Source organism: Streptomyces sp. NRRL S-646 (assembly GCF_000720765.1).
Taxonomy (GTDB): Bacteria; Actinomycetota; Actinomycetes; order Streptomycetales; family Streptomycetaceae; genus Streptomyces.
This window is the reverse complement of sequence record NZ_JODC01000008.1, coordinates 458,517-484,430: the sequence shown is the minus strand read 5'-3', so window position 1 is coordinate 484,430 and position 25,914 is coordinate 458,517. Positions and strand designations below refer to the sequence as shown.

General features: G+C 71.8%; 20 protein-coding genes. 13 read left to right on the top strand and 7 right to left on the bottom strand.

The annotated features are described in order from the left end of the window. The first annotated feature begins 317 nt into the window (after positions 1-317). The 7 genes from IH68_RS0122245 to IH68_RS0122215 all read left to right on the top strand — a co-directional run bounded on the left by IH68_RS0122245 (position 318) and on the right by IH68_RS0122215 (position 10,120). Positions 318-1,217, top strand: coding sequence for an N-acetylglucosamine kinase (locus tag IH68_RS0122245; RefSeq protein ID WP_030937927.1), 900 nt, complete (start codon positions 318-320; stop codon positions 1,215-1,217). A 200-nt stretch (positions 1,218-1,417) separates the two neighbouring features. Then, positions 1,418-3,346 carry a phosphatase PAP2 family protein gene (locus IH68_RS0122240; protein WP_030937925.1) on the top strand — a complete coding sequence of 643 codons (1,929 nt, stop codon included), beginning with the start codon at positions 1,418-1,420 and terminating at the stop codon, positions 3,344-3,346. A gap of 93 nt (positions 3,347-3,439) precedes the next feature. After that, positions 3,440-5,134: an ArnT family glycosyltransferase gene (locus tag IH68_RS0122235; RefSeq protein WP_051833632.1), complete on the top strand. Its 1,695-nt coding sequence runs from the start codon at positions 3,440-3,442 to the stop codon at positions 5,132-5,134. 130 nt (positions 5,135-5,264) lie between these two features. Further along, on the top strand, positions 5,265-6,188 hold the full coding sequence (locus IH68_RS0122230; RefSeq protein WP_030937920.1) for a MurR/RpiR family transcriptional regulator: 924 nt from the start codon (positions 5,265-5,267) through the stop codon (positions 6,186-6,188). A 435-nt stretch (positions 6,189-6,623) separates the two neighbouring features. Next, positions 6,624-6,998 carry a hypothetical protein gene (locus IH68_RS0122225; RefSeq protein WP_030937918.1) on the top strand — a complete coding sequence of 125 codons (375 nt, stop codon included), beginning with the start codon at positions 6,624-6,626 and terminating at the stop codon, positions 6,996-6,998. A gap of 58 nt (positions 6,999-7,056) precedes the next feature. Further along, positions 7,057-7,623, top strand: a complete 567-nt coding sequence (locus IH68_RS0122220; protein ID WP_030937916.1) for an antibiotic biosynthesis monooxygenase — start codon at positions 7,057-7,059, stop codon at positions 7,621-7,623. A 202-nt stretch (positions 7,624-7,825) separates the two neighbouring features. Then, positions 7,826-10,120 (top strand): SpoIIE family protein phosphatase, encoded by a 2,295-nt coding sequence (locus tag IH68_RS0122215; protein ID WP_078912572.1) that lies wholly within the window; start codon positions 7,826-7,828, stop codon positions 10,118-10,120. A gap of 19 nt (positions 10,121-10,139) precedes the next feature. Here the strand turns inward: IH68_RS0122215 and IH68_RS0122210 are convergent, their stop codons facing one another. Next, positions 10,140-10,820 carry a peptidoglycan-binding protein gene (locus IH68_RS0122210; protein ID WP_030937911.1) on the bottom strand — a complete coding sequence of 227 codons (681 nt, stop codon included), beginning with the start codon at positions 10,818-10,820 and terminating at the stop codon, positions 10,140-10,142. 169 nt (positions 10,821-10,989) lie between these two features. Between IH68_RS0122210 and IH68_RS0122205 the strand changes: the two genes are divergently transcribed. From IH68_RS0122205 to IH68_RS0122195, 3 genes are all read left to right on the top strand, one after another. Then, positions 10,990-13,404, top strand: coding sequence for a polysaccharide lyase 8 family protein (locus tag IH68_RS0122205; protein ID WP_030937909.1), 2,415 nt, complete (start codon positions 10,990-10,992; stop codon positions 13,402-13,404). 121 nt (positions 13,405-13,525) lie between these two features. Then, positions 13,526-14,197: a TetR family transcriptional regulator gene (locus tag IH68_RS0122200; protein ID WP_185124497.1), complete on the top strand. Its 672-nt coding sequence runs from the start codon at positions 13,526-13,528 to the stop codon at positions 14,195-14,197. Between the two features lie 166 nt (positions 14,198-14,363). Continuing rightward, positions 14,364-14,777, top strand: coding sequence for a Zn-ribbon domain-containing OB-fold protein (locus IH68_RS0122195; protein ID WP_030937906.1), 414 nt, complete (start codon positions 14,364-14,366; stop codon positions 14,775-14,777). 7 nt (positions 14,778-14,784) lie between these two features. Here IH68_RS0122195 and IH68_RS0122190 read toward each other — a convergent pair whose 3' ends face one another. Next, a complete protein-coding gene (locus IH68_RS0122190; protein ID WP_030937905.1) occupies positions 14,785-16,128 on the bottom strand; it encodes a Gfo/Idh/MocA family protein in 1,344 nt (447 codons plus the stop codon). A gap of 187 nt (positions 16,129-16,315) precedes the next feature. Between IH68_RS0122190 and IH68_RS0122185 the strand changes: the two genes are divergently transcribed. After that, the gene (locus IH68_RS0122185) at positions 16,316-19,093 is read left to right on the top strand and encodes a hypothetical protein (RefSeq protein ID WP_030937903.1); all 2,778 of its coding nucleotides are present in this window, start codon (positions 16,316-16,318) and stop codon (positions 19,091-19,093) included. Between the two features lie 57 nt (positions 19,094-19,150). Here the strand turns inward: IH68_RS0122185 and IH68_RS0122180 are convergent, their stop codons facing one another. The 3 genes from IH68_RS0122180 to IH68_RS0122170 form a co-directional block, all read right to left on the bottom strand. Next, positions 19,151-19,537 (bottom strand): PPOX class F420-dependent oxidoreductase, encoded by a 387-nt coding sequence (locus IH68_RS0122180; RefSeq protein WP_030937902.1) that lies wholly within the window; start codon positions 19,535-19,537, stop codon positions 19,151-19,153. Between the two features lie 64 nt (positions 19,538-19,601). After that, on the bottom strand, positions 19,602-20,360 hold the full coding sequence (locus IH68_RS0122175; protein ID WP_030937901.1) for a type 1 glutamine amidotransferase domain-containing protein: 759 nt from the start codon (positions 20,358-20,360) through the stop codon (positions 19,602-19,604). A 62-nt stretch (positions 20,361-20,422) separates the two neighbouring features. After that, complete coding sequence (locus IH68_RS0122170) at positions 20,423-21,601, bottom strand: MalY/PatB family protein (protein WP_030937900.1); 1,179 nt, start codon at positions 21,599-21,601, stop codon at positions 20,423-20,425. Positions 21,602-21,760: 159 nt separating this feature from the next. Between IH68_RS0122170 and IH68_RS0122165 the strand changes: the two genes are divergently transcribed. Together IH68_RS0122165 and IH68_RS0122160 are read left to right on the top strand one after the other, a co-directional pair. Further along, on the top strand, positions 21,761-22,591 hold the full coding sequence (locus tag IH68_RS0122165; protein WP_030937898.1) for an SAM-dependent methyltransferase: 831 nt from the start codon (positions 21,761-21,763) through the stop codon (positions 22,589-22,591). A 115-nt stretch (positions 22,592-22,706) separates the two neighbouring features. Continuing rightward, positions 22,707-24,089 carry a S1 family peptidase gene (locus IH68_RS0122160; RefSeq protein WP_030937896.1) on the top strand — a complete coding sequence of 461 codons (1,383 nt, stop codon included), beginning with the start codon at positions 22,707-22,709 and terminating at the stop codon, positions 24,087-24,089. A gap of 371 nt (positions 24,090-24,460) precedes the next feature. Here IH68_RS0122160 and IH68_RS0122155 read toward each other — a convergent pair whose 3' ends face one another. After that, complete coding sequence (locus IH68_RS0122155) at positions 24,461-24,646, bottom strand: hypothetical protein (RefSeq protein ID WP_030937893.1); 186 nt, start codon at positions 24,644-24,646, stop codon at positions 24,461-24,463. 99 nt (positions 24,647-24,745) lie between these two features. Further along, complete coding sequence (locus tag IH68_RS0122150) at positions 24,746-25,906, bottom strand: ROK family transcriptional regulator (RefSeq protein WP_030937892.1); 1,161 nt, start codon at positions 25,904-25,906, stop codon at positions 24,746-24,748. Between the last annotated feature and the right edge of the window lie 8 nt (positions 25,907-25,914).

Here is a 25,914-nt window from a genome sequence, read left to right as displayed (position 1 = left end):
GCCGCTCAGTGGTCGAGTGCGCGATGCCTCTTGACGCACTGTACTTCGTTAGTTAACTTCCTAACGAACTTCACGGTACTCGCCTGCCGTGTCCGCCAGAAGCCTGTCCCGGGGCTTCCCTAGTTCACCAACTCCCGTTCCTACCAGCACGGTTCGCCCACCGTCGCAGCCTGAGCGCTCCGCTTGGAGTGGCGCACGGGCCGTCGGTCGTCTGCGGCATCGTCGTGGTTGATCGCGCCCGCGCGGCGGAGCCGCATGTCGGCTCAGCCTCGCGCCCCTTCGGGGGCGCAGCCCAGCGCAACGACGAAAGAGGTTCCGTGCAGGACTTCACGCCCCTCGTGGTCGGTATCGACGTGGGTGGCACCAAGACACATCTGCGTGCCTACGCCGGTACGGAGCTTGTCGCCGATCATGTCCGGACGAGCAGCGGCTGGCGGCCGCACGACCCCGTGGCCGCCGCCGGCTGGCTGGCCGCGCTGGTCGCCGAGGCGCTGCCGCAGGGCGCCCGCCCGGCGGCCGTCGCCGTGGGCGGGCACGCCTGTGAGACTCCGCGCCAGTGCGCCGAAATACGTACCGCCCTGCACGAGCACTTCGGCGCGCCCGCGCTGGTCGTGGGCGACGCCGAGCTGCTCGTGCCGGCCGCGGGACTGGACAAGGGCGTCGGCCTGGTCGCCGGCACCGGTTCCGTCGCGGTGGGCCGGCTCGCCGAGGGGACCTCGGTCCAGGTCGGCGGCTGGGGTGCGGTGCTCGGCGACGAGGGCGGCGCGGCCGGTCTCGTCCGCGAGGCCGCACGGGCCGCGTGGGCGGCGCACGACCGCGGGGAGGAGCCCGACGCACTCGCCCGGGGTCTTCTCGCGTCCTTCGACGTCTCCGAAGTACCGGCGCTCGGCGCCGCGTTGGAGAGCGCCACGGACGTCTCCGCCGAGTGGGGCCGGCATGCGCCGGTCGTGTTCGCGGCCGCCGAGGCGGGTTCGCCGCTCGCCCGTGCGGTGATCACCGAGGCCGGCCGTGCGCTGGCCGCGCTCGTGGAACGGCTCGCCGCGCGCGGGGTCGTGGTGGACGACGTGGTGGTCGCGGGCAGCACCGTCCTCGCCCAGGCTTCCCTGTTCGGCGCGTTCGCGACAGCGCTCGCGAGGTCCGTGCCCGGAGCACGTCCGCAGCCGCTGCGCGCACCGCCGGTGGAGGGTGCGGTGGCACTGGCCCGTTCGATCCTGTGAACCGGTCGGCCCGCGTTCACGCACCCGACACGTCACGGCCGCCGGGTTCTCGCCGACGGGACAGGACCCGGCCGTAGATCTTCGCTCAAAGCTTCACGGGACGCACCGAAATCGCACATCTCATGCGTCCCGCGGGACACCTCTGATCGCACGATCTCCTCCCCGGCCGCACGGCCGAAGAACTGAAGAGAGGCACACGCATGCCGTCACCTGCCGGGCACCGCTCCTCCTCGAAGGCCGGTCGACTCGCCGTCAACAGGCGGGGGTTCCTCAAGACCTCCCTGGGAACCACGGCCGGTGTGCTGGCCGCGCCCACCTTCGTGACGTGGCTGGGCGCCGCAGACGCCAAGGCCGCCACGACGCCCGCGGCGTTCGTCGACGACTACAAGACCAACCTCCCGACGAACCTCACGCCGGAGACCAACGCGGTCGTCCGCGTGCTGGGCGGGTTCGCGCAGATATGGAAGACCGGCGGCGCCTGGAACACCGGCACGCCCCTGCGTCCGGAGATACTGCGCGCCAACATGAGCTACTGCGCCCGGATCACCGGCGCGCGCACGGACGCGCAGGCGAAGGAGGCGTTCCTCTACGACCGCCAGCACCAGAGCTACGCGATGATCGCGGGCCTCGGTCCGCTGGCCGACCTGTACAAGGCGGGCGCCAAGGCCGTCACATCGATCACCAGCGCGCCGGACGGCACACCGCCCACCAAGATCGACGACGCGGTGCCCGCGGACGCCCCGGCCGGCTCCGCGCTCGGCGCCGGCTCGCACGACTCCGCGCTCGGCAAGGTGGCCGAACTGGTCGACACGCTGCGCGGCAACTGGGCCTCGGGCAACCCGTCCAAGTACACCTACCTGTACCCGCGGCCGTGGCGCATGAACGAGGACAGCGAGGTCGTCGACACGGGGAAGACGGACGCCCTCGGCTTCCCCGTCTACGACTCGAAGGTGGTCGTCGCGCCCCAGCTGCTGCGCCAGCGCAGCACGTCCCCGGCCGACGACGGCGGCTTCCCCAGCGGCCACACCAACGCCTTCCACCTGGCGAGCCTGGCCTACGCATACGCCGTGCCGGAGCGTTTCCAGGAGCTGGTGACACGGGCTCTTGAGCTCAGCCACACCCGGATCATGGCGGGCATGCACTCGCCGGTCGACGTCATGGGCGGCCGCATCATGGCCACCGCCCTGGCCGCCGCCACCCTGGCCGACCCGGCGAACGCCGCCCTCAAGGCCGCGGCCCGCGCACAGGCCCTCGCCTACTTCGAGGCGCAGACCGGCACCACGGCCGACACCCTCTACGCCTACGCGCACTCGGACAGCACCGACCCGTACGCGGACCGGGACGCCAACGCCTGCGCGGTCAAGCCCCGGCTGACGTACGTGCTGACCCGCCACGGCCGCAGCGAGCCGCTGACCGTGCCGAAGGGCGCGGAGGTGCTGCTGGAGACGCGCCTGCCGTACCTGGACGCGGGCCAGCGGCGCGAGGTGCTGCGCACGACCGCGCTGCCCTCCGGGTATGTACTGCTGGACGGCTTCGAGCAGTGGGGGCGGCTGAACCTGTTCGCCGCGGCGGACGGTTACGGCGCCTTCGACTCCGACGTGACCGTCACGCTCGACGCGGCGGCGGGCGGCTTCGGTGCGGCCGACAGCTGGCGCAACGACATCTGCGGCGACGGCAGTCTGACCAAGCGGGGCAGCGGCACGCTCACCCTGACCGGCCACAACAAGTACACGGGCGGCACGCTCGTGAAGGACGGCGTACTGGTCGCCGCCTCGTCCCACGCGCTGGGCCACGGCGAGGTCCGGGTGTCCGGCGGCACGCTGCGGCTGCAGCGGCCCGTGCGGGTGCACGGCGCGTACGCACAGGAGTCCGGCGCGCTGGAAGTGACACTCCGCTCGGGCCACGAGCCCGCCCTGGAGGTCACGCGCCGGGCGGTGCTGGGCATGGGGAGCGTCCTGACGCTGCACCTCGACACCGACAGGCCGCCGGCCGCGGGCCGCACGGTGCGCGTCCTGTCCGCTGCGGGACTGCGCGGCCAGTTCGACCGCGTCGAGCTGAACTCGGACCGGCTGCGGGCCGTACCCGTCTATACGACGGAAGGTCTGTCGGTACGACTCCTGAAGCGGTAACGCCCGGGAGGCGGGAGCTGATGCGACAGTAGGGCCCATGGGACGGGTCCGGATCGCTCCCGCCTCCTCGCGGTCCGTGTCACCGCGGGGCGGATGATGGCGCACGAACAGCACTCGGTCCTCGAGCCGGGCACACACGAGGACGAGGAACGCCCGCCACCGCGGGCGACGGCCCCCGAGCGGTCGCCCCGCCCGCGCAGGCGGTGGCTGCTGCCGCTCCTCGTCGTCGTACTGCTGGCACAGATGGCCGCGGCGATGGTCACCACCGCCGTGCAGCAGACCCCGACGATCGACGAACCCATCTACGTCGCCACGGCCGCCGACTATCTGCACGAGCACCGGGTGCGTCTCAACCCCGAGCACCCGCCGCTCGGCAAGCTGGTCATCGCCGTCGGGGTGGCGATCGCAGGCCCCCACGTCGACACCTCGTACAAGGGCGATCAGGGGCAGTTCGGCCGGCATCTGCTGTACGAGTCCGGGAACGATCCATGGCGGCTGATGTTCTGGGCCCGCCTCCCGATGATCGTGCTGACGCTCCTGTTCGGGCTGGTCGTGTTCGCCTTCGCCCGTGAACTCGCGGGCGCAGCCGCCGGGTTGGCGGCGCTCGCCCTGTACGCCTTCTCCCCCGACGTGATCGCGCACGGCTCGCTGGCCACGCTCGACGTGCCCGCGGCCGGGTTCGTGCTGACCTCGGTGTGGCTGCTGTGGCGGGCGCGCCGACGGCCCCGGCGGTACGTCCCGCTGGCCGGAGTGGCGCTCGGGGCGGGGCTCGCGACCAAGATGAGCGTGCTCCCGGCGGTTCCGGTGCTGCTGGCGCTGGCCGCCTGGTCGGTGTGGCGGACGGGATCCGGAGACCGGCGCAGGGCGTCGGCGCGCGCAGCCCTCGGTGCCGGCGTGGTGGCGGTGGCCGCCGTCGCCGTCGTATGGGCGTCGTATCTGGTGGTCGATCCGAGGCTGCGGTGGTCGCCGGAGCAGCCCGTGCCCGCGGTGCACGGGCTGAAGGGGCTGCTGGTGCGGCTGCTGCCGTTGCCGGCGTCCTACCGCGACGGGATGCGCATCCAGTTCGGTCTTGAGAACTACCCCTGGCAGGGCTTCCTGTTCGGGCATCTGTACACCGGGTCCCGCTGGTACTACCTGCCGGCCGCGCTGCTGGTGAAGACGCCGCTCGGCATGCTCGCCCTGTGGGCCACCGGGGCCGTGGTGCTGGTGGCGGTGCGGCGGCTGCGGCCCGCGGCGCCGTATGTGCTGGTGCCCGCCGGTGTGCTGCTGGCCGCGGCCATGACCGGGTCGCGGGACTTCGGGACCCGGTACGCGATCTTCGTGCCGATGTTCCTGGCGGTGGCCGCGGGCTGTGTGCTCGCCGTGCGGTGGCGGTGGGCGCCGCTCGTGACGGGAGCGCTGGTGCTGTTCGTCGCGGTCAGCTCGCTGCTGACGTATCCCTGCTATCTGCCGTACTCCAACGAGGCGTTCGGTGGTCCCGCCAAGACGCATCTGCGGCTGCACGACTCCAACGTGGACTGGGGGCAGGACCTGGGCCGGCTCGCCGACCGGCTGCACGAGCGGTACCGGGGCCAGCGGATCTGGCTGGTGTACAAGGGCAGCGGAGTGCCGTCGTACTACGGCATCGACGCGTCCGATCCGCGCAAGGTGCCCGCGCGTCAGGTGCGCGGGCTGCTGGTCGTGTCGGACTCGGCGGTGGCCAAGGCGCGGGGCCGGCTGGCCGCGTTGATCCGCAGCAGTCGTCCGGTCGACGACGTCGGGCATTCGATCACGATCTATCGCCGGTGACGGCTGGCCACGAGGTCTCGGCGGGCAATCTGAGGGTCCGTCCGGCGGCGCCGGATGCCCCCTACAAGCCCTGGTCACAACGGTGTGTGGGCTATGTTGAAGCACTGTGGGAGACAAAGGAGGCGCACCGGTGTCATCGCCGCAGCAGGCACGCGCACAGGCATCCGCGATCACCTCGGGCAAGACGGCTCCGGAAGCCGAGGCCGCCCCGGCCTCCCAGCTCAGGACACTCTTCGACCGGCCCCGCCTCTCCCCCGGCCAGCGGCGCATCGCCCAGTACCTCATCGAGCACATCACCGAAGCGGCGTTCCTCTCGATCACCGACCTCGCCGAACGCGTCGGCGTGAGCCAGCCCTCGGTGACGCGGTTCGCCGCGGCGGTCGGCTTCAGCGGCTACCCCGCGCTGCGTGAGAAGCTCCAGTCGATCGCCCTCGGCACCCTGGCCGGCGGCCCGGCCGCGACCGAGGAGAACGTCAGCAACGAACTGCAGGCGGCGGTCGACGCCGAGATCGAGAACCTGGAGAACCTGCGGCGCGACTTCGCCGACCCCGACCAGCTGATCGAGCTCGGCCGCAAGCTGGCGTCCTCCGCTCCCCTGACCGTCCTCGGGCTGCGCATCTCGGTCTCGCTCGCCGAGTACTTCGCCTACGCCGCGCGCCGTATCCACCCGGACGTGCGGCTGGTGACCCGGGGCGGCAGCGTCGCCTATGACGCACTGTTGCAGTCGCGCGAGGCGGGTGGGACGTGGGTGCTGGCGTTCTCGATGCCCCGGCACGCCCAGGAGACCCTCACGGCCGTACGGGTCGCGCGCAGCGCCGGGCTGAAGGTCGCCCTGGTCACGGACCTGGCGCTGGGGCTCGTGGCCGACGAGGCGGACGTCGTCCTCGCCACCGGCACCGGCTCCCGCCTGGTCTTCGACTCCTACGCGGCACCCGGCGTGATCGCCGCCGCGCTGCTGCAGGCCATGACGGACGCCGATCCCGAGCGCACCCAGGCGAGGCTCGAGGAGTACGAGCAGATCTCCGAGCAGCACCAGTTCTTCCTGCGCGACTGATCCTGCCTCCGCGACCGATCCGGCATCCGCGACCGATCCGGTGTTACAGCGGAATTACAAAGGGACCTTTCACAACATACCGCGCATGAATGTTTTCATGCTTCTTGCAAACCGGACGGCATATATAAATACTTCTCACGGATCGCGCACCGGCCCACTCCGGGACACGTTCCGCACCCCTGTCCCCACCCGCATCGCCCGGAGAAAGCCGACGGTCCGCCCATGCGCCTGCACCATCCGCCGCGCCGGCACCGTCTGCTCTCCCGGGCTCCTGCACGGACACCCGAAGCCGCCGTCTCCTACCCGCGTCGGCGCCCAGGGTGTTCGCTCGGGCCTCGCCTCTGCGAGCGCCCTTGGCGGCCCCGGTCATCCCCTAGACCGGGGCCGCCCGCCCACGTCGGACCACCCCCACACGACGCCGCACACCCGGAAGCGATGATCATGCAACTGACGACCACGCGCATCAGCCCGGACTGGCCGTGCCAGGTCAAGACGCCCGGCTCCTACGACTGGGAGCGCTCGGCGGCCAAGTGGCTCCGCGAGCTGGTACCGGCCCGCTACGGCAGCTATCCGGCCCTGCTCCGCCACCCCGTGCTCCTGGCCCGCCATGCGCAGATCCAGGTGCAGCACGAGATCCGGGTCGCGCGCACCGCGCTGCAGACCGCACGCGCCGATCTGCCCGCGCTCGGCCTGCCCGAGTCGGTCATCGAGCACACGATCAAGCTGTACGCGGCGGAGGTACTGCAGCTCCAGCACATCGCGCGCAGCGTCCGGGCGGTCTCCCAGGCCCTGGTCGACTCGGGGCGCTGAGCGCGGCGGCCGGGTTTCGACGGCATGTTTCGCGCCACGCGTGGCACACGTGGTGAGCATGAGCACCACCCAGTTGCGAAGGCGCGATCCGGTCACCACGGTGCTGACCTGGCAGGTGCGTCCCGGCCGGGAAGCGGAGTTCGAGAAGTGGACCCGTGGGATCACCCGCTGCGCCAGTCGGTTCCCCGGCAATGAGGGCGTCTCCTGGTTGCGGCCCGAGGACGGCCCCCGATATCACGCGGTGCTGCGCTGGTCCGATCCGCAGCGTCTGGCGCGGTGGCTTGAGTCCGCGGAGCGGGCCGAGTGGCATGCGCGGATCGAGGGGATCGCCACGGAGGTGGGCGACGAGCGGCAGTCGACCACCGGGATGGAGACCTGGTTCAGTCTGCCGGGCACCACGGCACAGTCCCCGCCCCGCTGGAAGATGCTGCTGACCACCTTCCTCGGCGCCTATCCGTTCACGCTGCTCATCCAGTGGCTGGTGACGCCCCGCACCACGGCCTGGCCCCTGCCGCTGCGGGCGGCCGTTTTCCCCATCGTGCTGCTGCCGGTGCTGACCTACCTGGTCATGCCGATGCTCAGCCGGGTGTTGCGGCTGTGGCTGTACCCACCGCCGGAACACTGACGGGCGAGCGCGCGCCGACGTTCACTTCGACACACCCGTTGTTCTTCTTTCGAGTGAAGCCCGAGCAGGCTGGACCACGATCGAAGCCGCCCTGTTGTGCGATGCTCGACGCGTGACGAGTGAGCATGCCGCGCCGACGGAGTCCCGCACCGCCGCCGACACCGTCGCGCTGGCCCAGATCGTTGCCAGGCAGCGCGCCGAGATGGACCGGCTACGCCACCTGGCGGCCATGTCGGCCGTCCTGGAGCAGGCCAAGGGTGTGGTCATGGCGCTGACCGGCTGCTCCCCCGGCGCCGCGGAGAAGGAGCTGCAGCGACGTGCCGGCACCGGCGGCCGCACCGTGCTGGAGGAGTGCTGGATCACCCTCGGCAGCCTGGCGCCGCCGGGCGGTGCCGCCCCCGAGCCGGAGCTCGCCGTCCTCGCCGAGTCCGTCGTGCCGTCCTCGCGGGATGCGGCCGCGGACGAGGGTTCCGCCGCGCTCGGCGCCCTCGGCAGGGAACTCGTCCCTGTCACCACACCGCAGGAGCTCGCCTGCTGCCTGCTGGAGCATCTCGCGCCCCAGGTGGACGCCGACGCGGTCATGATCTATGCGCGACTGCCCGCCGGAGGGCTGGAACTGGTCGGCCACGCCGGCATCGACGACACGTTCGCCGCCCAGTGGCACCGCATCCCGCCGCTGAGCGGGGTCGCCGCCCTCGAAGCCCTGCGGGCGGGCGAGCCGCGCTGGCTGGAGGACGTCGCCGCGGACCGGAAGCGTTACCTGCTGATCGGGGGCCCGACCGACCGCTGGGGGTCCCGCGCCTGGCTGCCCGTGCCGACCGGTGCCTCACCGAGCGTGTGCATCGGGATCCTGCGCACCCGCAGCGGGCCGTTCAGTGCGAGCGCCCGGACTCATCTGCAGGGCGCAGTCCGGCTGTGTGCCGGACGTCTGCGGGCCTTCCGCACCGATCTGAAGGCCGGTGCCGGTGCCGCTGCCGCCGAGGCCCTGCAGGCCGTCTTCGAGGCGCTGCCCGGCGCGGCCATGCTGCTCACGCCGCTGCCCGGCGCCTCGGGCGTGATCGACGACTACCGCATCGACGCCGCCACCGCGCAGGCCTCCGACGTGGTCGGCGGCGCCGGGCCCGAGCTGGTCGGCCGGCGCTTCCAGGAGGCCTGCCCGGCACTGGCGGGCGAGCCGCTGTGGCAGGGCCTGCACGGCGCGCTCACCACCGGAGAGCCGTACGAGAGCGAGCCGTTCGCGCACCAGGAGGTCGTGGACGGTGTCGCGGAGCTGTCCACCTACACGCTGCGGGCGGCCCGGCTGGGCGAGGGACTGTTCGTGACATGGGTGCGGCACGGCTCCTCGGACCGGCAGGAGCAGCGCCTCGCGGACGTGCAACGGCTCGGGAGCCTCGGCTGGGCGAGCTGGAATCTGGTCACGCACGAGGCCACCTGGTCCTCGCAGGTCTTCGAGCTCCTCGGCCGCGACCCCGGCGAGGGCCCGGTCCGCCTCACCGACCTGCCCGGCCTGGCCTTGCCCGAGGACGTGCCCGCGCTGGCCCGTGCCATCGGCGAACTCCTGGGCGGGAGCCGCCCGTTCGACGTCCCGTTCCGCGTCAGGACGGCGGACGGGCTGCGGCATCTTCGGGCCGTCGCCGAGGCCGTGCCGGACGCCGCCGGCAGGCCCGTCGAGGTGCACGGCGTCGTACAGGACCTCACCGCGCAGCGCAGCGCGGAGCTCGCCCTCATGGAGAGCGAGCGGGCCGTCCTGAGCCAGCACGACGTGCTGCGCGCCGAGCGGGCACTGGCGGGCCGGCTGCAGCACGCCCTGCTCCCCCTGCCCACCCGCCCGGTGCGCCTGGCGGGGCTGCGCGTCGAAGTCGCCTATCTGCCCGCCCAGTCGGGCACCCACGTCGGCGGTGACTGGTTCAGCGCCATCGAACTGCCCGACGGGGACGCCCTCTTCGTGGTCGGCGACGTCGCCGGACACGGCATCGACGCGGTCGCCACGATGGCCCAGCTCCGCTTCACCGCCAAGGGCATGGTCATCACCGGGTCCTCGCTGACGGGAGCGCTCGCCCGGCTCAACACGCTGCTGCTGCACTCCCGTGACTCCCACGGGACCGCGACCATGGTCCTCGCCCGCTACTCCCCCGCCGAGCGCCGTCTGGTCTGGGCGCAGGCCGGCCATCCGCCGCCCCTGCTGCTGCGCGGCGGCCGGGCGCACTATCTCGACCGTCCCCGGGGCATCCTGATCGGCGCGAGCACGACGCCGGACTTCGCGGAGGCGGAGTGTGCTCTCGCACCCGGCGACCGCGTCCTCCTCTACACGGACGGCCTGGTCGAGCGGCCCACGGAGGGCCTCGACCAGGGCCTGAAGCGGCTCTCCTCGGCCGTCCTCAGCCACCACACCGACGAGCCCGGCTCCCTGGCGCCGCTGCTCGCCGCAATGCTGGAAGGTGACCGCCGGGACGACGTCTGTGTGCTCGACATCCGGGTGCCCGAGGATCCGCAGTAGGCGCCGGCGTCCCGCCGTGTCAGCCGGTGCCGGAGGCCGTGCGGGACTCCAGTGCGACCCGGGTGTCGTTGCCGTAGACGCCGGTCTCGTCGCCCCGGATGCCGTACCAGAGCTGGAAGCGGGCCACCGCGGCCTTGAGGGTGGCGTCGTAGGTGCCGCCGGTGGAGCCGCCCGCGTAGACGTCCGGGATGCGCAGCAGGCGTTCCTGCAGATCGGTCACGGCAGGGCCGCTGTCGCCCTCGCGGAGGGTGCCCGGGCCGTCGGGGTCCGACGCGGCGGAGGCAGTCGCGGTCGGCTCGGCGGACGCGGTCGCGGTCGGCTCGGCGGAGGCGGTGGGGCTGGGCTCCTGGACGGCGGCGGCGTCGTTCCTGTCGTGCAGCAGGAGGGCGCCGCCGAAGCCGACGAGGGCGGCCGCGGCGACGGCGATCGTGACGGCGGCGCGGCGCAGTCCCGGCCCGAACCCGAAACGGCCGCCGTGCGGTGCGCTGCCGTGGCCGGTACGCACGGGCGGGAGTTCCTGTGTCTCGCCCTCGTCCCAGGACCGCGGGTCCGGTACGGCGACGGGCTCGAGAGCGCCGGTGCCCTGCTCCATTTCCTTGAACAGCTCCGCCAGGGCGTCGGTGCGGCGCGGACGCAGGACCCGGATGGGTTCCAGCGGCGAACGGTCCTGCGGTGACCCGGATGCGGGCGGTGTGGGCACTGCGCTCTCCTTTCGTCCCGGCGTGACGGGACTTTCCGCCTTCCCCCGAGAGTGATACGCGCCGCCCTGCGTGCGAGTTCAGCGGTCCCCGCATCTGGCGAACGATCGACATGCCCAATTTGGCCTATTTGCCTAACATTTGAGACGGTGCATGCTAGAAAGCCCGGTCATGACGACTTGTTGGTCACGTCGCGGCTTTCTGACCGTCGGCACCGGCACTGCTGTCGCCCTCAGCCTCCCGGCCTCTTCCAGAGCCACGGCCGTGGACGAGTTCGCGCCCCTGCGGGCGAAGTGGCGGACGCTGATCCTCGGCGAAGGATTCAGTCCCACCGCCGAACCCTTCAGGAGCCGACTCGCCCAACTGGGCACCACGGCACGTCGGTTCCAGTCCACCATGGCCCCGGCCTCCGGTTCGCTCTGGCCCGACCTGGTCTACGCGGATCCCGACCCGGACACGGACCAGGAGTCGGCCGGCTACTCCGCCAACATGAACACCAGCTACAACCGCCTCAACACACTCGCGCAGGCGTACTGCCAGCAGGGCACGGGGCTCACCGGCGACACGGGCCTGCGGGACACGATCCTCACCGGCCTCGACCATCTCCACGACGACGTCTACAACGACGCCCAGACCTTCTACGGCAACTGGTACAACTGGCAGATCGGCGCCCCTCAGTCCCTGCTCGACATCTGCGTGCTGATGTACGAGGAGCTTTCGGCGGCGCAGCTGACGGGCTATCTGACCGCGGTCGACCACTTCGTGCCCGACTCCGCGGTGGCCGACTACAGCGGCAACAGCACCGGCGCCAACCGGGTCGACCTGTGCCGGGTGCTCGCGGTGCGCGGGGCGGTCGGCGTGAACGCAGCCAAGATCGCGCTGGCGCGGGACGCGCTCTCCCCCGTCCTCCCGTACGTGACCAGCGGCGACGGCCTCTACACCGACGGGTCGTTCATCCAGCACACCACCGTGCCCTACACCGGAACCTACGGGGCGGTGCTGCTGCGCGGGCTCGGGATGCTGTTCGCGCTGCTCACCGCCTCCAGCTGGGAGATCACCGACGCCAACCGGCAGATCGTGTTCGACGCGGTGGAGCACGCGTGGGCGCCGTTCCTCTACAACGGCCTGGTGATGGACTGCGTGTCGGGCCGGGCGATCAGCCGGGGTCTGTCCGCGACCGGCACGATCCAGCAGGACGATCACCTCCGCGGCCATCCGGTCCTCGCCGCGATCGTGCTCCTCGGACAGGGGGCGAGTGCGACGGAGAACGCCCGCTGGCGCGCCCTGGTGAAGGGCTGGCTGCAACGGGACTACTACAGTCCGCCGATGGACGACCGCCTGATCAGCCTCCCCGGCCTGGCCCTTCTCAAGGCGGTGCTGGACGACACCTCGGTCACCGCGATCGCCGAGCCGACCGGGCACCGGCTGTTCACCAGCATGGCGCGGGCCACGCACCGCCGCCCCGGCTGGGCCGCCTCGCTCAGCATGGCCGACCGGCGGATCACCTACTACGAGACCGGCGCCGGCGAGAACCTGCACGGCTGGCACACCGGTGCCGGAATGCTCTACTGGTGGGGCGACACCTTCGCCAACGGCCAGTACAGCGACGCCTTCTGGCCCACCGTCGACCCCTACCGACTGCCCGGCATCACGGCCTCGCGCAAGGTCCTCGCGGACGCGGCGGGCGGTGACTGGGGCGCCTCGGTGCCGGACGTCGACTGGGTGGGCGGGGCGACGGACGGGCAGCGGGCGGCGATCGGCCAGCAGCTCAAGGGCCTGCAGTCCACGCTGACGGCGAAGAAGGCGTGGTTCTGCCTGGACGACGCGGTCGTCTGCCTCGGTGCCGGCATCTCGTGCAGCGACGGGACGGCCGTGGAGTCGACGGTGGAGAACCGCAACCTCGGCCCGACCGGGGACGCGCCCTTCACCGTGGACGGCACCGCCAAGCCTGCGATCTATCCCTGGTCGGAGACGCTCACCGGCGCCGGATGGGCGCACATCGGCGGTCACGGGGGCTATGTGTTTCCCGGCGGGGCGTCGGTGCAGGCGCTGCGCGACGCGCGGGACGGTACCTGGAGCTCGATCAACAAGGGCGGTTCGACGGCCGTCGTGAACCGCAAGTACCTGACGATGTACATCGACCACGGCACAGACCCGGTGAACGCGGTGTACGCCTACGTCCTCCTGCCCGGTGCGAGTGCCGCGCAGACCGCGGCACGGGCGGCCGACACGACCTGGCTGACCGTCCTCGCCAATACCGACGGCCAACAGGGCATCAGCGTGCCCACGCTCGGCTTCACCGGCGTCAACTTCTGGTCCGGCGGCACGACCGGAGCGCTCGTCGCGAACGGTCCGTGCTGCGTGACGATCACCGAGCGCAACGACGGCACGGCGGTGATCTGCGTCAGCGATCCGACGCGACTGCAGACGAGCCTGACGCTCACCTGGAACCGGCCGGTCTCCGCGGTGACCTCGCAGCCGCCCACCGTGACCTCGGCGACGACGGGTTCCTCGTTGCAGCTCGCCTTCGGCGACCTGAGCACGACGGCGGGCGTCACACAGAAGATCACCGTCACGCTGGGGTGAGGAGCTCCGGCCGACGCGGAAGCACTGAGTTCCCTGCCTGGAGTGCACTGAGTGCCATGATGGCCGCTGCGATGCTACGTTCCCGTACATGACGACGGAGGCGGCGGCCGTGAAGCCACCGATGCGGGACGCCTTGGTGGCGGCCGCGTTCCAGCTGTTCCTGGAGCGGGGTTACGAGCAGACGACGGTCGACGACATCGTGGCGCTCGCCGGTGTCGGACGGCGGTCGTTCTTCCGTTACTTCCCCTCCAAGGAGGACGTGGTCTTCCCCGACCACGAGCGGTGTCTGGCCGACATGACGGCCTTCCTCGCCGACAGCGGCGACGAGGACGAACCCGTGCAGCGGGTGTGTGAGGCGGCCCGGCTCGTGCTGCGGATGTACGCCGAGAACCCGACCTTCTCCGTGCAGCGCTACCGCCTCACCAAGAAGGTGCCGGGGCTGCGGGCGTACGAACTGTCCGTGGTGTGGCGCTACGAACGCGCCCTCGCGGAGTACCTGCGCGCCCGTTTCGCCGGCCGGCGCGACGGGACCCTGCAGGCGGACGTGATCGCGGCCGCCGTGGTGGCGGCGCACAACAACGCGCTGCGGTCCTGGCTGCGCTCGGACGGGAAGGGCGACTCCGACGCCGCGGTGGACCACGCACTGGGGTACGTCCGGTCCGCCTTCGGTACGGCTCCCCCCGTGCACCGCGGCGGCACTGAGCCCGAGGACGTGGTGGTCGTCGTCTCCCGCCGCGACGCCCCTTTGTGGCGGGTCGTCCAGGAGATCGAGTCCGCGTTCGGACGGGCCTGACCCGGCGGTCCGTGGTCAGGAAAATTGAGGGTACCGAGTGCCTTTACGCATGGCACTGAGTGCCATACATTGGTCGCGTGCACGGTGGCACGGTGAGCCGGGCACGTGCGTGCACGGTTGACCCGCGCACGCGGGATTCCGGGCCGAGCGCAGGGAGTTGACCAGCGTGTACCACCACTCAGGAAACGTTGCTCGTCAGGCAGCCGGCTCCGCGGCAGGCGTGCTCGATCCCGGGACGCCCGATGCGGACACCATCCTCTTCCAGCGCTGCACCTGGTGCGGCACCGCCATGTACCACCGGCTGCTGTGTCCGGTCTGCCAGGGCGGCGACCTGCGGACGGAGCGCAGCGAGGGCGTGGGCACGGTCCGCCATGCGACGATCGTGCACCGCAACACCCCCGCCGCGCGGAATGTGTCGCTCGTGGAGATGGCCGAGGGATTCGTCGTGCGCGGCAGGGTCATGGGACCGCTGATCGGCATCCACAGCGGTGACCGGGTCCGGCTGTCGACGGCCAAGGACCCGGTCCGCGGCGAGCCGGTCTTCCAGCTGGTCGACGAGCCCTACCGCGCCTGGTCCTGACGCCCCCTCAGCTCTCCCACACCCCGGGGACCAGGTCCCGCACCGCCACGGGCCGTCCCGTCTCGAAGCATCGGTTGGCGGCAAGTCCCACGGCCAGAGCGAGGGCGCCGTCGCGCTGGGTGGCCGTGGGATGCGCTGCCGCGCCCTGATCCGGCGCACCGGGGTCCACGGGGCCGAAGAGCGCGTCGAGCATACGGGGATCGCCCCCGCCGTGAGCCTCGTGGGCGGTGGCGAGCGGCACCTCGACCGGCGGCCGCCACAGCGGGCGCCAGGTGAGCCGTGCACCGCCCGCGTGCTCGGCGGCGGTGTCTCCGTGCAGCGCGCCGCTGTCCGAGGCCACCGGGGTCCGGGGCTGCGCCCAGCGGCTCTCCTCGACCTCCAGCTCGAGACGGCCGGCGCTGCCGTTGAACATGACGCGGTAGCCCTCCCACGGCGAGTAGGCGGTGAGGTGGTACGTCATCGTCGCCCCGCGCGCGTAGCGGACGAGGACCGCCATGTCGTCCTCGATGGTGACCGGGGCGCCGAAGACGTTGCGGTCGCGGATGTACCCGTCGTCCCCTTCTGCGTCCAGATACAGGGCGCGCAGGGTGTCGTTGCCGGACAGGTCCAGCGCGAAGGGGTCGCCGGCGGCCGGGGCGGCGCCGTGGGCGCGGTCGTAGTCCCGGCGCAGTCCGTGGCGTTCGCCCGCCTCGGGGCCGTAGAAACCGAGGCGGCCGTAGCCGAAGACCTCGTGCGGCTCGTCGGCGAGCCACCAGTTGACCAGGTCGAAGTGGTGACTCGACTTGTGCACCATCAGGCCGCCGCTGCTCCGTTTCTCGCGGTGCCAGCGGCGGAAGTAGTCGGCGCCGTGCCGTACGTCGAGAACCCACTCGAAGTGGACGGAGAGGATCTCGCCGATCGCACCGTCGGCGAGCAGGGCGCGCACCTTCTCGTGCACCGGGTTGAAGCGGTAGTTGAAGGCGACGGTGAGGGGGTTGCCGGTCGCCTGCACCGCGTCGAGGATGCGCGCGCAGCGCTCCGCGTCGACGGTCATCGGTTTCTCGGTGACGACGCGGCAGCCCGCCTGCAGTGCCGGCACGATGTAGCGGTCGTGTGCGGCGTCGACGGTGGTGACGACGACCTCGTCGATGGCCTCCTTGGCGAGCATGTCGGTGAAGCGGTCCGGTTCCCACTCGGTGGCTGCGGGCTCCCCGGCGGCGGCCAGCGCCCGGTTGTGGAAGGCCATCCGCGTCGGGCTCGGGTCGCACAGGGCTGACACGCGGTGGGCGGGGCGGGCGGCGAGTCCCCGGACGAAGGTCTGGGCGCGGTGGCCGGTGCCGACGACGGCGGCGCGCAACGGTGTTCGGCTCATTGGGGGGTCCTGTCCCGCGGGCCCGGTGCCCATGCCTCGTCGCCGCGGCCGGCCCGATCGCATCGACGGGCCCCGGACGAATCTGCAGTCACAGACAACCCACGGCTCCGTCCTGTCGTCCTCTGAAACGCGTGAGGCCCCCGGCTGACCAACCGGGAGCTTTTGCTTGGTACTTGAGGAGGGGACCTTGTTCCGTGCCCGGCGAATATGGGTGACCGCTGCGGCGGTGCTCGCGGTGGCGGGGGGATCGCCAGGGCTTGCGCAGGCGGCACCGCCGTCCGGCGCCAGACCGTCAAGCACAGTTTCCGACCGGGAGGGCGGCCTGCCACCCGGCTGGCGGTTCGCCGGCAAGGGTGACGCCCGGCAGCTCGTCTGGCGCTCGACCGCCCCCGTGCCGATGGGAGACGCGCGCGTCGAGTTCTACTCCGGAGGCCGGATTCTGGGCGTCCCGAAGCCGGACAAGGACGGCCGCACGTTCCGTCTCGGCCTCGGGCGAAGCGCGGCGACAGGCGGGCTGACGGGCCTTCATGTGCAGGCCGGTGGACGGGAGTTGGACGCTGCAGGCCGAACCGAGACCCCGGGCGGACGGCGCTCCGCGGCGGCTGCGCCGCCCGCCCGGCTTCCGGCGAACTCCGTGGACCCCGGGAAACCGGGCCAGTACGCCACGACGACCGGCGAGTACGACCTCGACCCCGTGAAGCTGCCCGGCTTCCCCCAGCCGGTCGAGATGCGTGCCGTGGTGGTCGCCCCGAAGGGCGCCACCGGGCACCGGCCGCTGGCCCTGTTCCTGCACGGCCGGCACTCCACCTGCTACACCCGTACGAAGGTGACCGGCGACTGGCCCTGCCCCCAGGGCACGAAGCCGATCCCGAGCCACCGGGGCTACCTGCGCGACCAGCGGCTGCTGGCGTCGCAGGGCTATGTGACGGTGTCGATCTCGGCCAACGGCATCAACGCCCAGGACGACGCGGCCGAGGACGGCGGCGCACAGGCCCGCTCCTCACTGGTCCGGCAGCACCTGGCCCACTGGGCCGACTGGGCCGCCGACCCGGGCTCGGCCCCCGCGGTCGTACGCAACGCGCCGCCTGCCGACCTCTCGCGCGTGCTGCTCGTCGGTCACTCGCGCGGCGGCGAGGGCGTCAACCGTGCGGCGATGGACAGCCTCGCTCCGCCGCCCGCCGCCCAGGACGGCTACCACGGGCCGGTGCGCTGGCACATCCGCGGCACCGTCCTCATCGGACCGACGATCTTCGGCCAGAATCCGGTCGCGGACGTGCCCTCGGCCACGATCCTGCCGGGCTGTGACGGCGACGTCTCCGATCTGCAGGGCGAGGTGTACGTCGACGGCACCCGCTCGGTCAGCCGGGGTGCCGCGCTGCACAGCGCGGTGTACGTGGTGGGCGCCGACCACAACTTCTTCAACACCGAGTGGACCCCGGGACAGGCGCAGGCGCCCGCCGACGACGACTTCTCCGACGACCCGGGCCACCGCGACCCGGTGTGCTCGCCGGGCACCGCGACCCGGCTGACCGCGAACCAGCAGCACAAGGCGGGCAGCACCTACATCGCGGCGGCGGCCCGGCTGTTCGTGGCCGGGGACGACCGGGTACGGCCGCTGCTCGACGGGTCGGCCCGGCGGGCGCCCTCGGCCGATCCCGCGCGGGTGCTCACGCATGCGGTCGGGGCGAACCGCGAGGGCGGGTTCCTGCCGGACGGCAGGGTCACGGTGACCGGCGGGCAGCTGTGCTCGGCCGTCGACCCGGACGACCACGTGGCCTGCCTGGGATCCCGGGTGAAGGGTGCCTCGCCGCACTTCGCGCGGTGGGAGACGGACCGTGAGGTCGGCCGGCGGGCGATCGCACTGCACTGGTCGGCGGCCGGGTCTGCGGTCCGGGTGCGCCCCGATGTGCCGGTGTCGCTGGCCAGTGCCAAGGACCTCGCCCTGCGCGTGATCGTGCCGCCCAACTCGGCCGGCACCAAGCTCGACGTCTCCCTCACCGACACCCACGGCAGGCGGGCCACCCTGGGCCGCACCACCGTCGATGGCCTGCCGGGCACGGAACGGACCGCCTCCTACTGGGCGCGCGAGGTGCGCGTCCCGCTGTCGGCGGCTTCCCGGGCCGGTCTCGACCTCAAGCACATCAAGTCCCTTGACCTGACCCCGCGTTCACGCTCCGGGAAGGCCTGGCTGATGGACGCCTGGGGTTGGCGCCCGGGCACCCCTGCGGTTCATGAGGCCCCGTCGGCACGCGTCGACATCGGCCGTACGACCGTCAAGGAGGGCGACTCGGGCGTCCGTACCTACCGGGTGCCGGTGGAGGTGTCAGGGCGGGGCAGCGGCCAGGTGCGGGTGTACGTCGTCGACCCGGTCACCGGCAGGGCCAAGGACCACCTGGTCACGGTGCATCCGGGCGGCCACGACATCGACGTGCCGGTGGAGGTGAAGGGCAACACGCGCTACGCGTACGACGTGGACAACACGGTGATCGTGAAGGCCGTGCGGGGCGCCGTCATCGGCTCGTACCGCGGTGGCCTCTCAGTGCAGAACGACGACCCCATGCCCGCGATCACCGTGACGCCGGTGGCGGACCGGGTGACCGAGGGGAAGCCGCTGAAGTGGAAGGTGTCCCTGTCCCAGGCCGCAGACGTGGACCTGAGCCCGATGTTCGTCGTCGCCCCGGTCACCGGTGGCCCGGAGCTGTCCACCAAGGACGTCGACCCGGCGTGGCTGGCGGGCGCCTCGGGCGAGTCGCCGAATCCGGAACGTCCCCTGTCGCAGATCAAGTACCTCTACCTGGGGGCGGACGTACCCAAGGGGAAGCTGAATGCGGAGGTGGCCCTGCCGACGGTCAAGGACCGGGTGACGGAGCCGGCCGAGTCCGTGCGCTTCCAGCTGACGAACGACAACGGTGATCCGCAGCCCGGCGGGCCGGCGCTGACCGGCACGGTGCTGGACGCCTCGTAGGCCGGGGTTCGCCGTCGTGACGGCCGCGGTCCCCCGAGGACCGCGGCCGTACGCGTCTCAGGGCTCCAGCGTCACGCGGATGCCGACGGTGCCCTTCAGACCCCGGCGCAGCCGGCTGCCGAGCAGGGTGAGGCGGCCGACGATGCCGTACTTGCGGGCGATGAGCTCGCGGTAGCGGGCGACGGTCGCCTCGTCGCCGATCTCCGCGGTGGCCGGGAGCTGCGCGCCGGTGGGGTTGCCGCGCAGGTCGCAGGGGCCGACGAGGATGTCGCCGCGAGCGCGGATCCGCTTCACCTTCCAGGAGTCGGCCGCCGTCCACACCCCGAGCGTGGCGCCGTCCCGCACCACCCATACCGGGGTGGCAACCGGCGTACCGTTCTTGCGGTAGCTGGTGACCAGCACATACTTCCCCGCACCGAGCCGCTCCAGCGCCGTGTCGTCCATACCGAAGAGTCTAAGCAGGGTGCGCATGATCAGCTGCGGTTCAGCAGCGCCCCGAAGACGGCCCTCACGCGCTGGACGGTGCCCCGAGCAGTTCAAGGTAACGGCGGGCGAAGAGATACGCGTCCCCCGGCCACCGCGCCGAAACATAGCTGCCGTCCTGGACGACGAAAGCATGCGTGTCGTCATCCGCCGTACCGCGCTGAGTCAGAACCCGGGGCCCACGCTCGAACTGCGCAGCCGGCTCGGCAAGAGCAGACCGCACTTCGTCCTCCACATACGCCGGGTAGGTGCGGTAGTACCGCCCGAGGCGCCACGCAGTGGTCAGGTAGGCGGTGCGCTCCATGTACTTGGGCAGGCACGTCGTGCGGCGGTCGGCGAGGATGCTGCGGCCCGTGCCGGGGTCCCGGGTGCGGGCCAGGACGAGCACTCCGTGGCAGACGGCACCGACCGGCCGGTCCAGCGCCCAGAACCGGGCGACCTGCTGCTGCAGCTCCGTCGAACCGAGGTATTGCCGCATGCCGGGCGCGTGTCCGCCCGGCAGGAGCAGTCCGTCGTACTCGCTCACGTCCACGTCGGCCCAGGCTGCCGTGGCGGTGAACTCCGGTGCCGTGGTGAGCTGTTCGTAGAACCGCTTGGGTTCGTCCTCTGCGCCGAGCTGCCCGAGGAGGACACCCGTCAGCAGCCGTGGATCGGCCGCGGGCCGGGTCCGGGCGCGCTCGGTGGCGAAGACGACCTCGTGCCCGGCGTCGGTGAGCAGCCGCCAGGGCACGGCGACCTCGGTGACGTCGAAGTCGTGGTCGGGGAGAGGGATCAGCACGCGCATGAGGCCATCATGCAGAGCTGTCACGTGTCCATGACACCCCCACCCGGCCATCCGGGGGCGGTTCAGGCGAGTGCCAGTGCCATCCGCCGGACGCCTTCCGTGATCAGCTCGGGTGACGTCGCCAGGTTCAGGCGTACGTGCCCTGTCCCGCCGGAACCGAAGGGGATCCCCGAGTTCAGGGCCACCCTCCCCCGCTCCAGGAACACCTGCGCCGGATCCGCGCCGAGGCCGAGTCCGCGGCAGTCGAGCCAGGCCAGGTAGGTGGCCTCGCCCGGGCGGTAGGCGATGGCGGGGAGGTGTTCGGCGAGCAGGCCGGTGAGCAGGCGCCGGTTGTCGTCGAGGCCGGTGAGCAGCGCGTCCAGCCAGGCGGTGCCCTCGGTCAGGGCGGCCGTGTGGGCGATGACGCCGACGTGGCTGGGGCCGTGGCTGACCTCCTCGGGCAGACGGGCGAGGTCGGCGGCGGCCGCGGGTCCGGCGATCGCGAGCGCGGCCTTCAGCCCCGCCAGGTTCCACGCCTTCGACGCGGACATGAGGGACAGACCGCTCTCCCCGCCGGGGACGCTCAGATACGGCACGAAGTCGGCGCCCGAGAGGGTCAGCGGGGCATGGATCTCGTCGGCGACCACGCGGACGCCGTACCGGTCGGCGAGGGCCGCCACGGCGGCCAGTTCCCCGGCGGTGTGCACGGTGCCGGTCGGGTTGTGCGGGCTGCACAGCAGGTAGGCGGCCCGGCGTCCGCCGGCGACCGCCTGCCGGAAGGCCTCTTCCAGGGCGTCGAAGTCGATGCGCAGGTCCGCCCCGAGCGGAGCCTCCAGGACCTGCCGGTCCATGTGCCCTACGAACTGGTAGAAGGGCGGATACACGGGCGGGTTGACGACCACCGGATCGCCGTGCCCGGTGACCAGCTTGAGCATCTCGACGACACCGAGCATGACGTCGGGCACGATCGCGGTGCGCTCCACGGCGAGCCCGTCCCATCCCCACCGCTTCTGGGCGAAGGCGGCGAGCGCCTCGGCGTAGGCGGTGCCCGCCGGGTAGCCGGTGTCCCCGAGCGCAAGCGCCTCGGTGACCGCGCGGACGACGGGCTCGGCGAGGGGCACGTCCATCTCGGCCACCCAAAGCGGCAGCACGTCGGCCGGATAGGTGCGCCATTTCATGCTCGTACGACATCGCAGGCTCTCGAGGGAGAGTGCGCGCAGAGGGTTCGGTCCACCGGACGTGTCGTGCGGGGTGCTGGTCATGGGGCACAAGATAGGGGCTGCGGTGTGACCTGGCACGACCTGGAAGCGCCTGCGGGGAAAAGATCTGCACCGCACTCTCGGCAGACGTCAACAACGCCGTCTAGATTGCCGGTTGACACCGTACACAGCGCACCATCAGGCACTCCAGGAGCAGAGCCCGTGACGGAGAACCCGGCAGCCACCGAAGATCCCGCCGCGGCGCTGCGCAGCCGCATCGACACACTGCGCCCGCACACGGCCCGGATCTGGAACTACTGGCTGGGCGGCGGCGACTACTACGAGGTCGACCGCATCGCCGGCGACCGGATCCGCGAACTCCATCCGGCCATCGGCGAGTACGCCCGCGCGGACCGCCTTTTCCTGGGCCGTGCCGTGCGTCATCTGGTGGCGGACGCGGGGATCCGGCAGTTCCTCGACATAGGCACCGGCCTGCCCACCGCCGACAACACGCACGAGGTCGCGCAGCGTCTCGCCGCGGATGCGCGGATCGTGTACGTCGACAACGACCCGCTCGTCCTGGCGCACGCCCGCGCCCTGCTCACCAGTTCGCCCGAGGGCCGCACGGACCACCTGGACGAGGACCTGCGCAATGTCGACTCGATCCTGGAGCGGGCCGCCGACACCCTGGACTTCACCCGGCCGGTCGCCCTGATGCTGCTCGGGGTGGTCATCTTCATCGGCGACGACGAGGACCCGTACGGCATGGTGCGGCGTCTCATGGACGCGCTGCCCTCCGGCAGTCACCTGGTCCTCTCCCACACGATCACGAGCCCCGCGCTGTCGGAGGTGGACGAGGCGGTCCGGTTCTGGAACGAGCACGGCGTCCCGGCGCTGACCCAGCGCACCCCCGAGGCCGTGGCCCGATTCTTCGACGGTCTGGAGCTTCTGGAGCCTGGCGTGGTCTCGTGCTCGCGCTGGCGGCCCGAGCCGGCGGAGCCGGTCGAGCCGCAGGAAGTGGCCCTGTACGGCGGGGTGGGCCGCAAGCGGTGAGAAGATCGCCCGCGCGCTGAACGCGACCGTCCCCGGCCACGTATGGAGGGAGGGCGCTCAACGACCGGAGGGCCCCGCGGTGTTCGCGCCGCGCGTTCGGGTTCGGGAGCCATGCATGAGGCACGCACGACGACGGATCGTCCGGCGAGTGACGCGGCTGGCGGCCGTCGGCGGACTCCTCCTGGGAGGAGCGATGGTGACGCAGGCCGCCATGGCAAGCGAGACTCCCGGTACCTCCGCACTCCCGCTCAAGGCCTCGGGGACCTCGGACAACCCCGGGGCCGCGCTCGTGTCCAGGCTCGGCACCTCCCGTACGGCGGGCACCTGGATCGGCGCGGACGGACGTCCGGTCGTCGCGGTGACCGACGACGAGGCGGCGGCCGAGGTCAAGCGTGCGGGCGCCGAGGCGAAGATGGTGTCGCACAGCATGAACGAGCTCAAGGCGGCAACCTCTACGCTGCGTGCGGCGCCCCGGGTCGCGGGCACGGCATGGGTCATGGACTACCGGACGAACCAGGTGGTGGTACAGGCCGACAGCACCGTCTCGTCGACGGACTGGTCGAACATGACCAAGGTCGCGGGCGGCATCGGCAGTTACGTCCGCATGGAGCGCACCCAGGGCACCTTCACCCCCCGCCTGAACGGGGCGTCGCCGATCCTGTCCACCGGCGGGCGCTGCTCGGCGGGCTTCAACGTGACGAACGGGCAGACCGACTTCATTCTCACCGCCGGGCACTGCGGGCCGACCGGGTCCGTCTGGTTCGCGGACAACCAGGGCAACCAGCAGCTGGGCAAGACGGTGCAGCAGAACTTCCCCGGCAGCGACTTCTCCCTGGTCCAGTACGCGAACGGCGCGGCGGGATCCGGGGCCGACATCGTGGCCATCGGCAACGGCAACGGGGTGCGCATCACGGGAGTGGGCGATCCGGCCGTCGGGGAACGGGTCTTCCGCAGCGGCAGCACCAGCGGACTGCACGACGGCGAGGTCAAGGGGCTCGACGCCACGGTCAACTACCCGGAGGGCACCGTCACCGGCCTCATCGAGACGAACGTGTGCGCCGAACCCGGGGACAGCGGCGGCCCGTTGTTCTCCGAGGGCATCGCGCTGGGCGTGACCTCGGGCGGCAGTGGCGACTGCACATCGGGCGGTACGACGTTCTTCCAGCCGGTCACGAAGGCGATGCAGGCGCTCGGCGTCCAGATGATCGTGTCGAAGCAGGCCGCCGCCGGGCAGGGCGCCTCGCCCTCCGCCGCTCCGTCCGCCTCGGCCACGCACAGCGCGATCGCACCCAGCGCGGCCTCGCCGGGCTCCTCGTCTCCCGTGACGGGCATCACGGACGGTTCGACGCTGCTGGCCCGGCTCACGGATCCCAAGACCATCGGCCCCGGAATGCTGGTGATCGGAGGCAGCCTGCTCGCCCTGGTGGCCACCCGCTACATCCGCGCCGAACAGGACCGGAAGGCGTACCGGCGCTACTACTCGGCGACGTGGGGCTGACGTTTCAGCCGAGGCTCAGCAGGACCGTGGCGGCCGCGGCGCCCAGCAGGCCGGCCGTCTGCCCGCGGGCCGGTCACCGAGCACGAGCAACCCGCACAGCACGGGCAAGGCTACGCCGGTCACAGCGCTGACCGGCACGACGAAGCTCATCGTCCCGCTCAGCCCTTGGTTGAGGAAGTACGTGGCTGTGGCAACAGAAGGGCGGCCGCACCTGTGAGGAGCAGGCCGCCCAGTCGGCCGAGGAAAGTGATCGCGGTGAAGGGGGGCACGGCGGGACAGAAGACCGCCGAGGCCAGTGCGAGGAGGGGGGCCCATCCGATGTGGGGCGCCCCGGTCCGGGGATGTGATGCGCGGCGGGCGTCAGGTGGAGCTCAGGCCGCCCGCGCCGGCTGCGGGGCCGCGGCGGCCCACTCCAGGACGAGACGCTGGTACTCCTCGCGCTGCTCGCCGCTCAGTGTCCCGCCCGACCGGCGCCACAGGGCCCGGATCTCCTCGTTGACCTCGGCTGCCGAGCGCTCGGAGACGGGTTCAACAGTGGTGGACATGGTGTGAAGCATACGGCTCCGAAGGTGAAGGCGCTGTGAGTAAGGCGACATCAAGCGGGCATACCGGACGTGTTGCTGATCACGTCCATCTGACAACCAGCGGCGCCGAGTTCAAGCTTCACTCGCCCCCAGCACCAGCACCTGGATCGCCAGGACGGCCGCGCCACGGGCCCAGTCGTGGAAGTCGGACACCTTGGTCTCCAGAGGGACCGGGCCGGCCATCGGATGCCTGTGGGCAGCGATCGTCTGCCGCACTGTGTCTCCGGCCACATCCATCAGACCGACGCCCTCGCCGGCAAGGAGCATCTTCTGCGGCATGACGAAGTTGGCGATCTGCGCGACGAGGGTGCCCAGGCCGCGCGCCGCCTCGTCGATGACGCGGGCGGGCATGGGTTCACCGGCGGCGGCGAGCGCGAGGATCTCCTCGTACGTCCGGTCGCGGCCGGTGGCGGCCCGGACCTGGTAGCGGATGCTGGAGATGGCCAGCAGGGAGACGGCGCTGCCGCGTTCGCCGTCGGGGGTGAGCGGCCCGTTGGGGTGGATGATCCAGTGGCGGCCGAAGCCGCGGTCCTCCTCCGCACAGGGCACCCGCTTGCCGCCCAGGACCAGCCCGTAGCCGATGCCGGCGCCGATGGTGAGGACGACGAAGCGGTCCAGTCCGCGCCCGGCTCCGAACCAGGTCTCGGCCTCGACGAGGGCGGCGACGTCGTTCTCGACGACGACGGGCAGCCCGGTGCGCTCCTCGACCAGCCCGGCCAGCGGGACGTCCCGCCACCGCAGGAACGGCGACTCCCCCACCACGGCCCGGTCCTCGACCAGACCGCCCACGCCGATTCCGATGCCGGCGAGTCGCGGATGGGCACGGGCGAGCTCGTCCGTCATCCCGGCGAGCACGTCGGCGACTTCGGCCGGCTCGTGGGTGGTGAGCGGGCGGTCGTAGCGGGCGACGATGTCGCTGCGGAGGGTGGTCACGACGCCGTAGACCATGTCCTCTGTGATCTTGAAGCCGATGAAGGAGCGGGACTCGGCGACGACGGCCAGCGGCTGTGAGGGTCGCCCCTGGCGCGCCTCCGCCGGGGCTCCGGCCTCGGCGACCTCGATCAGCAGGCCCGACTCGATCAGCGGTTTGGTCAGCCGGGTGAGGCTGCCCGCGGAGAGGTCGAGCCGCCGGGCGAGTTCGGTGCGCGACAGCGGGCCGTTGACGAGCACCTCGATCGCCACCGAGCGCTCACCGGGGCTCAGCGGAAGCCAGCTGTCGGCAACTGTGGTCATGAAGGTCA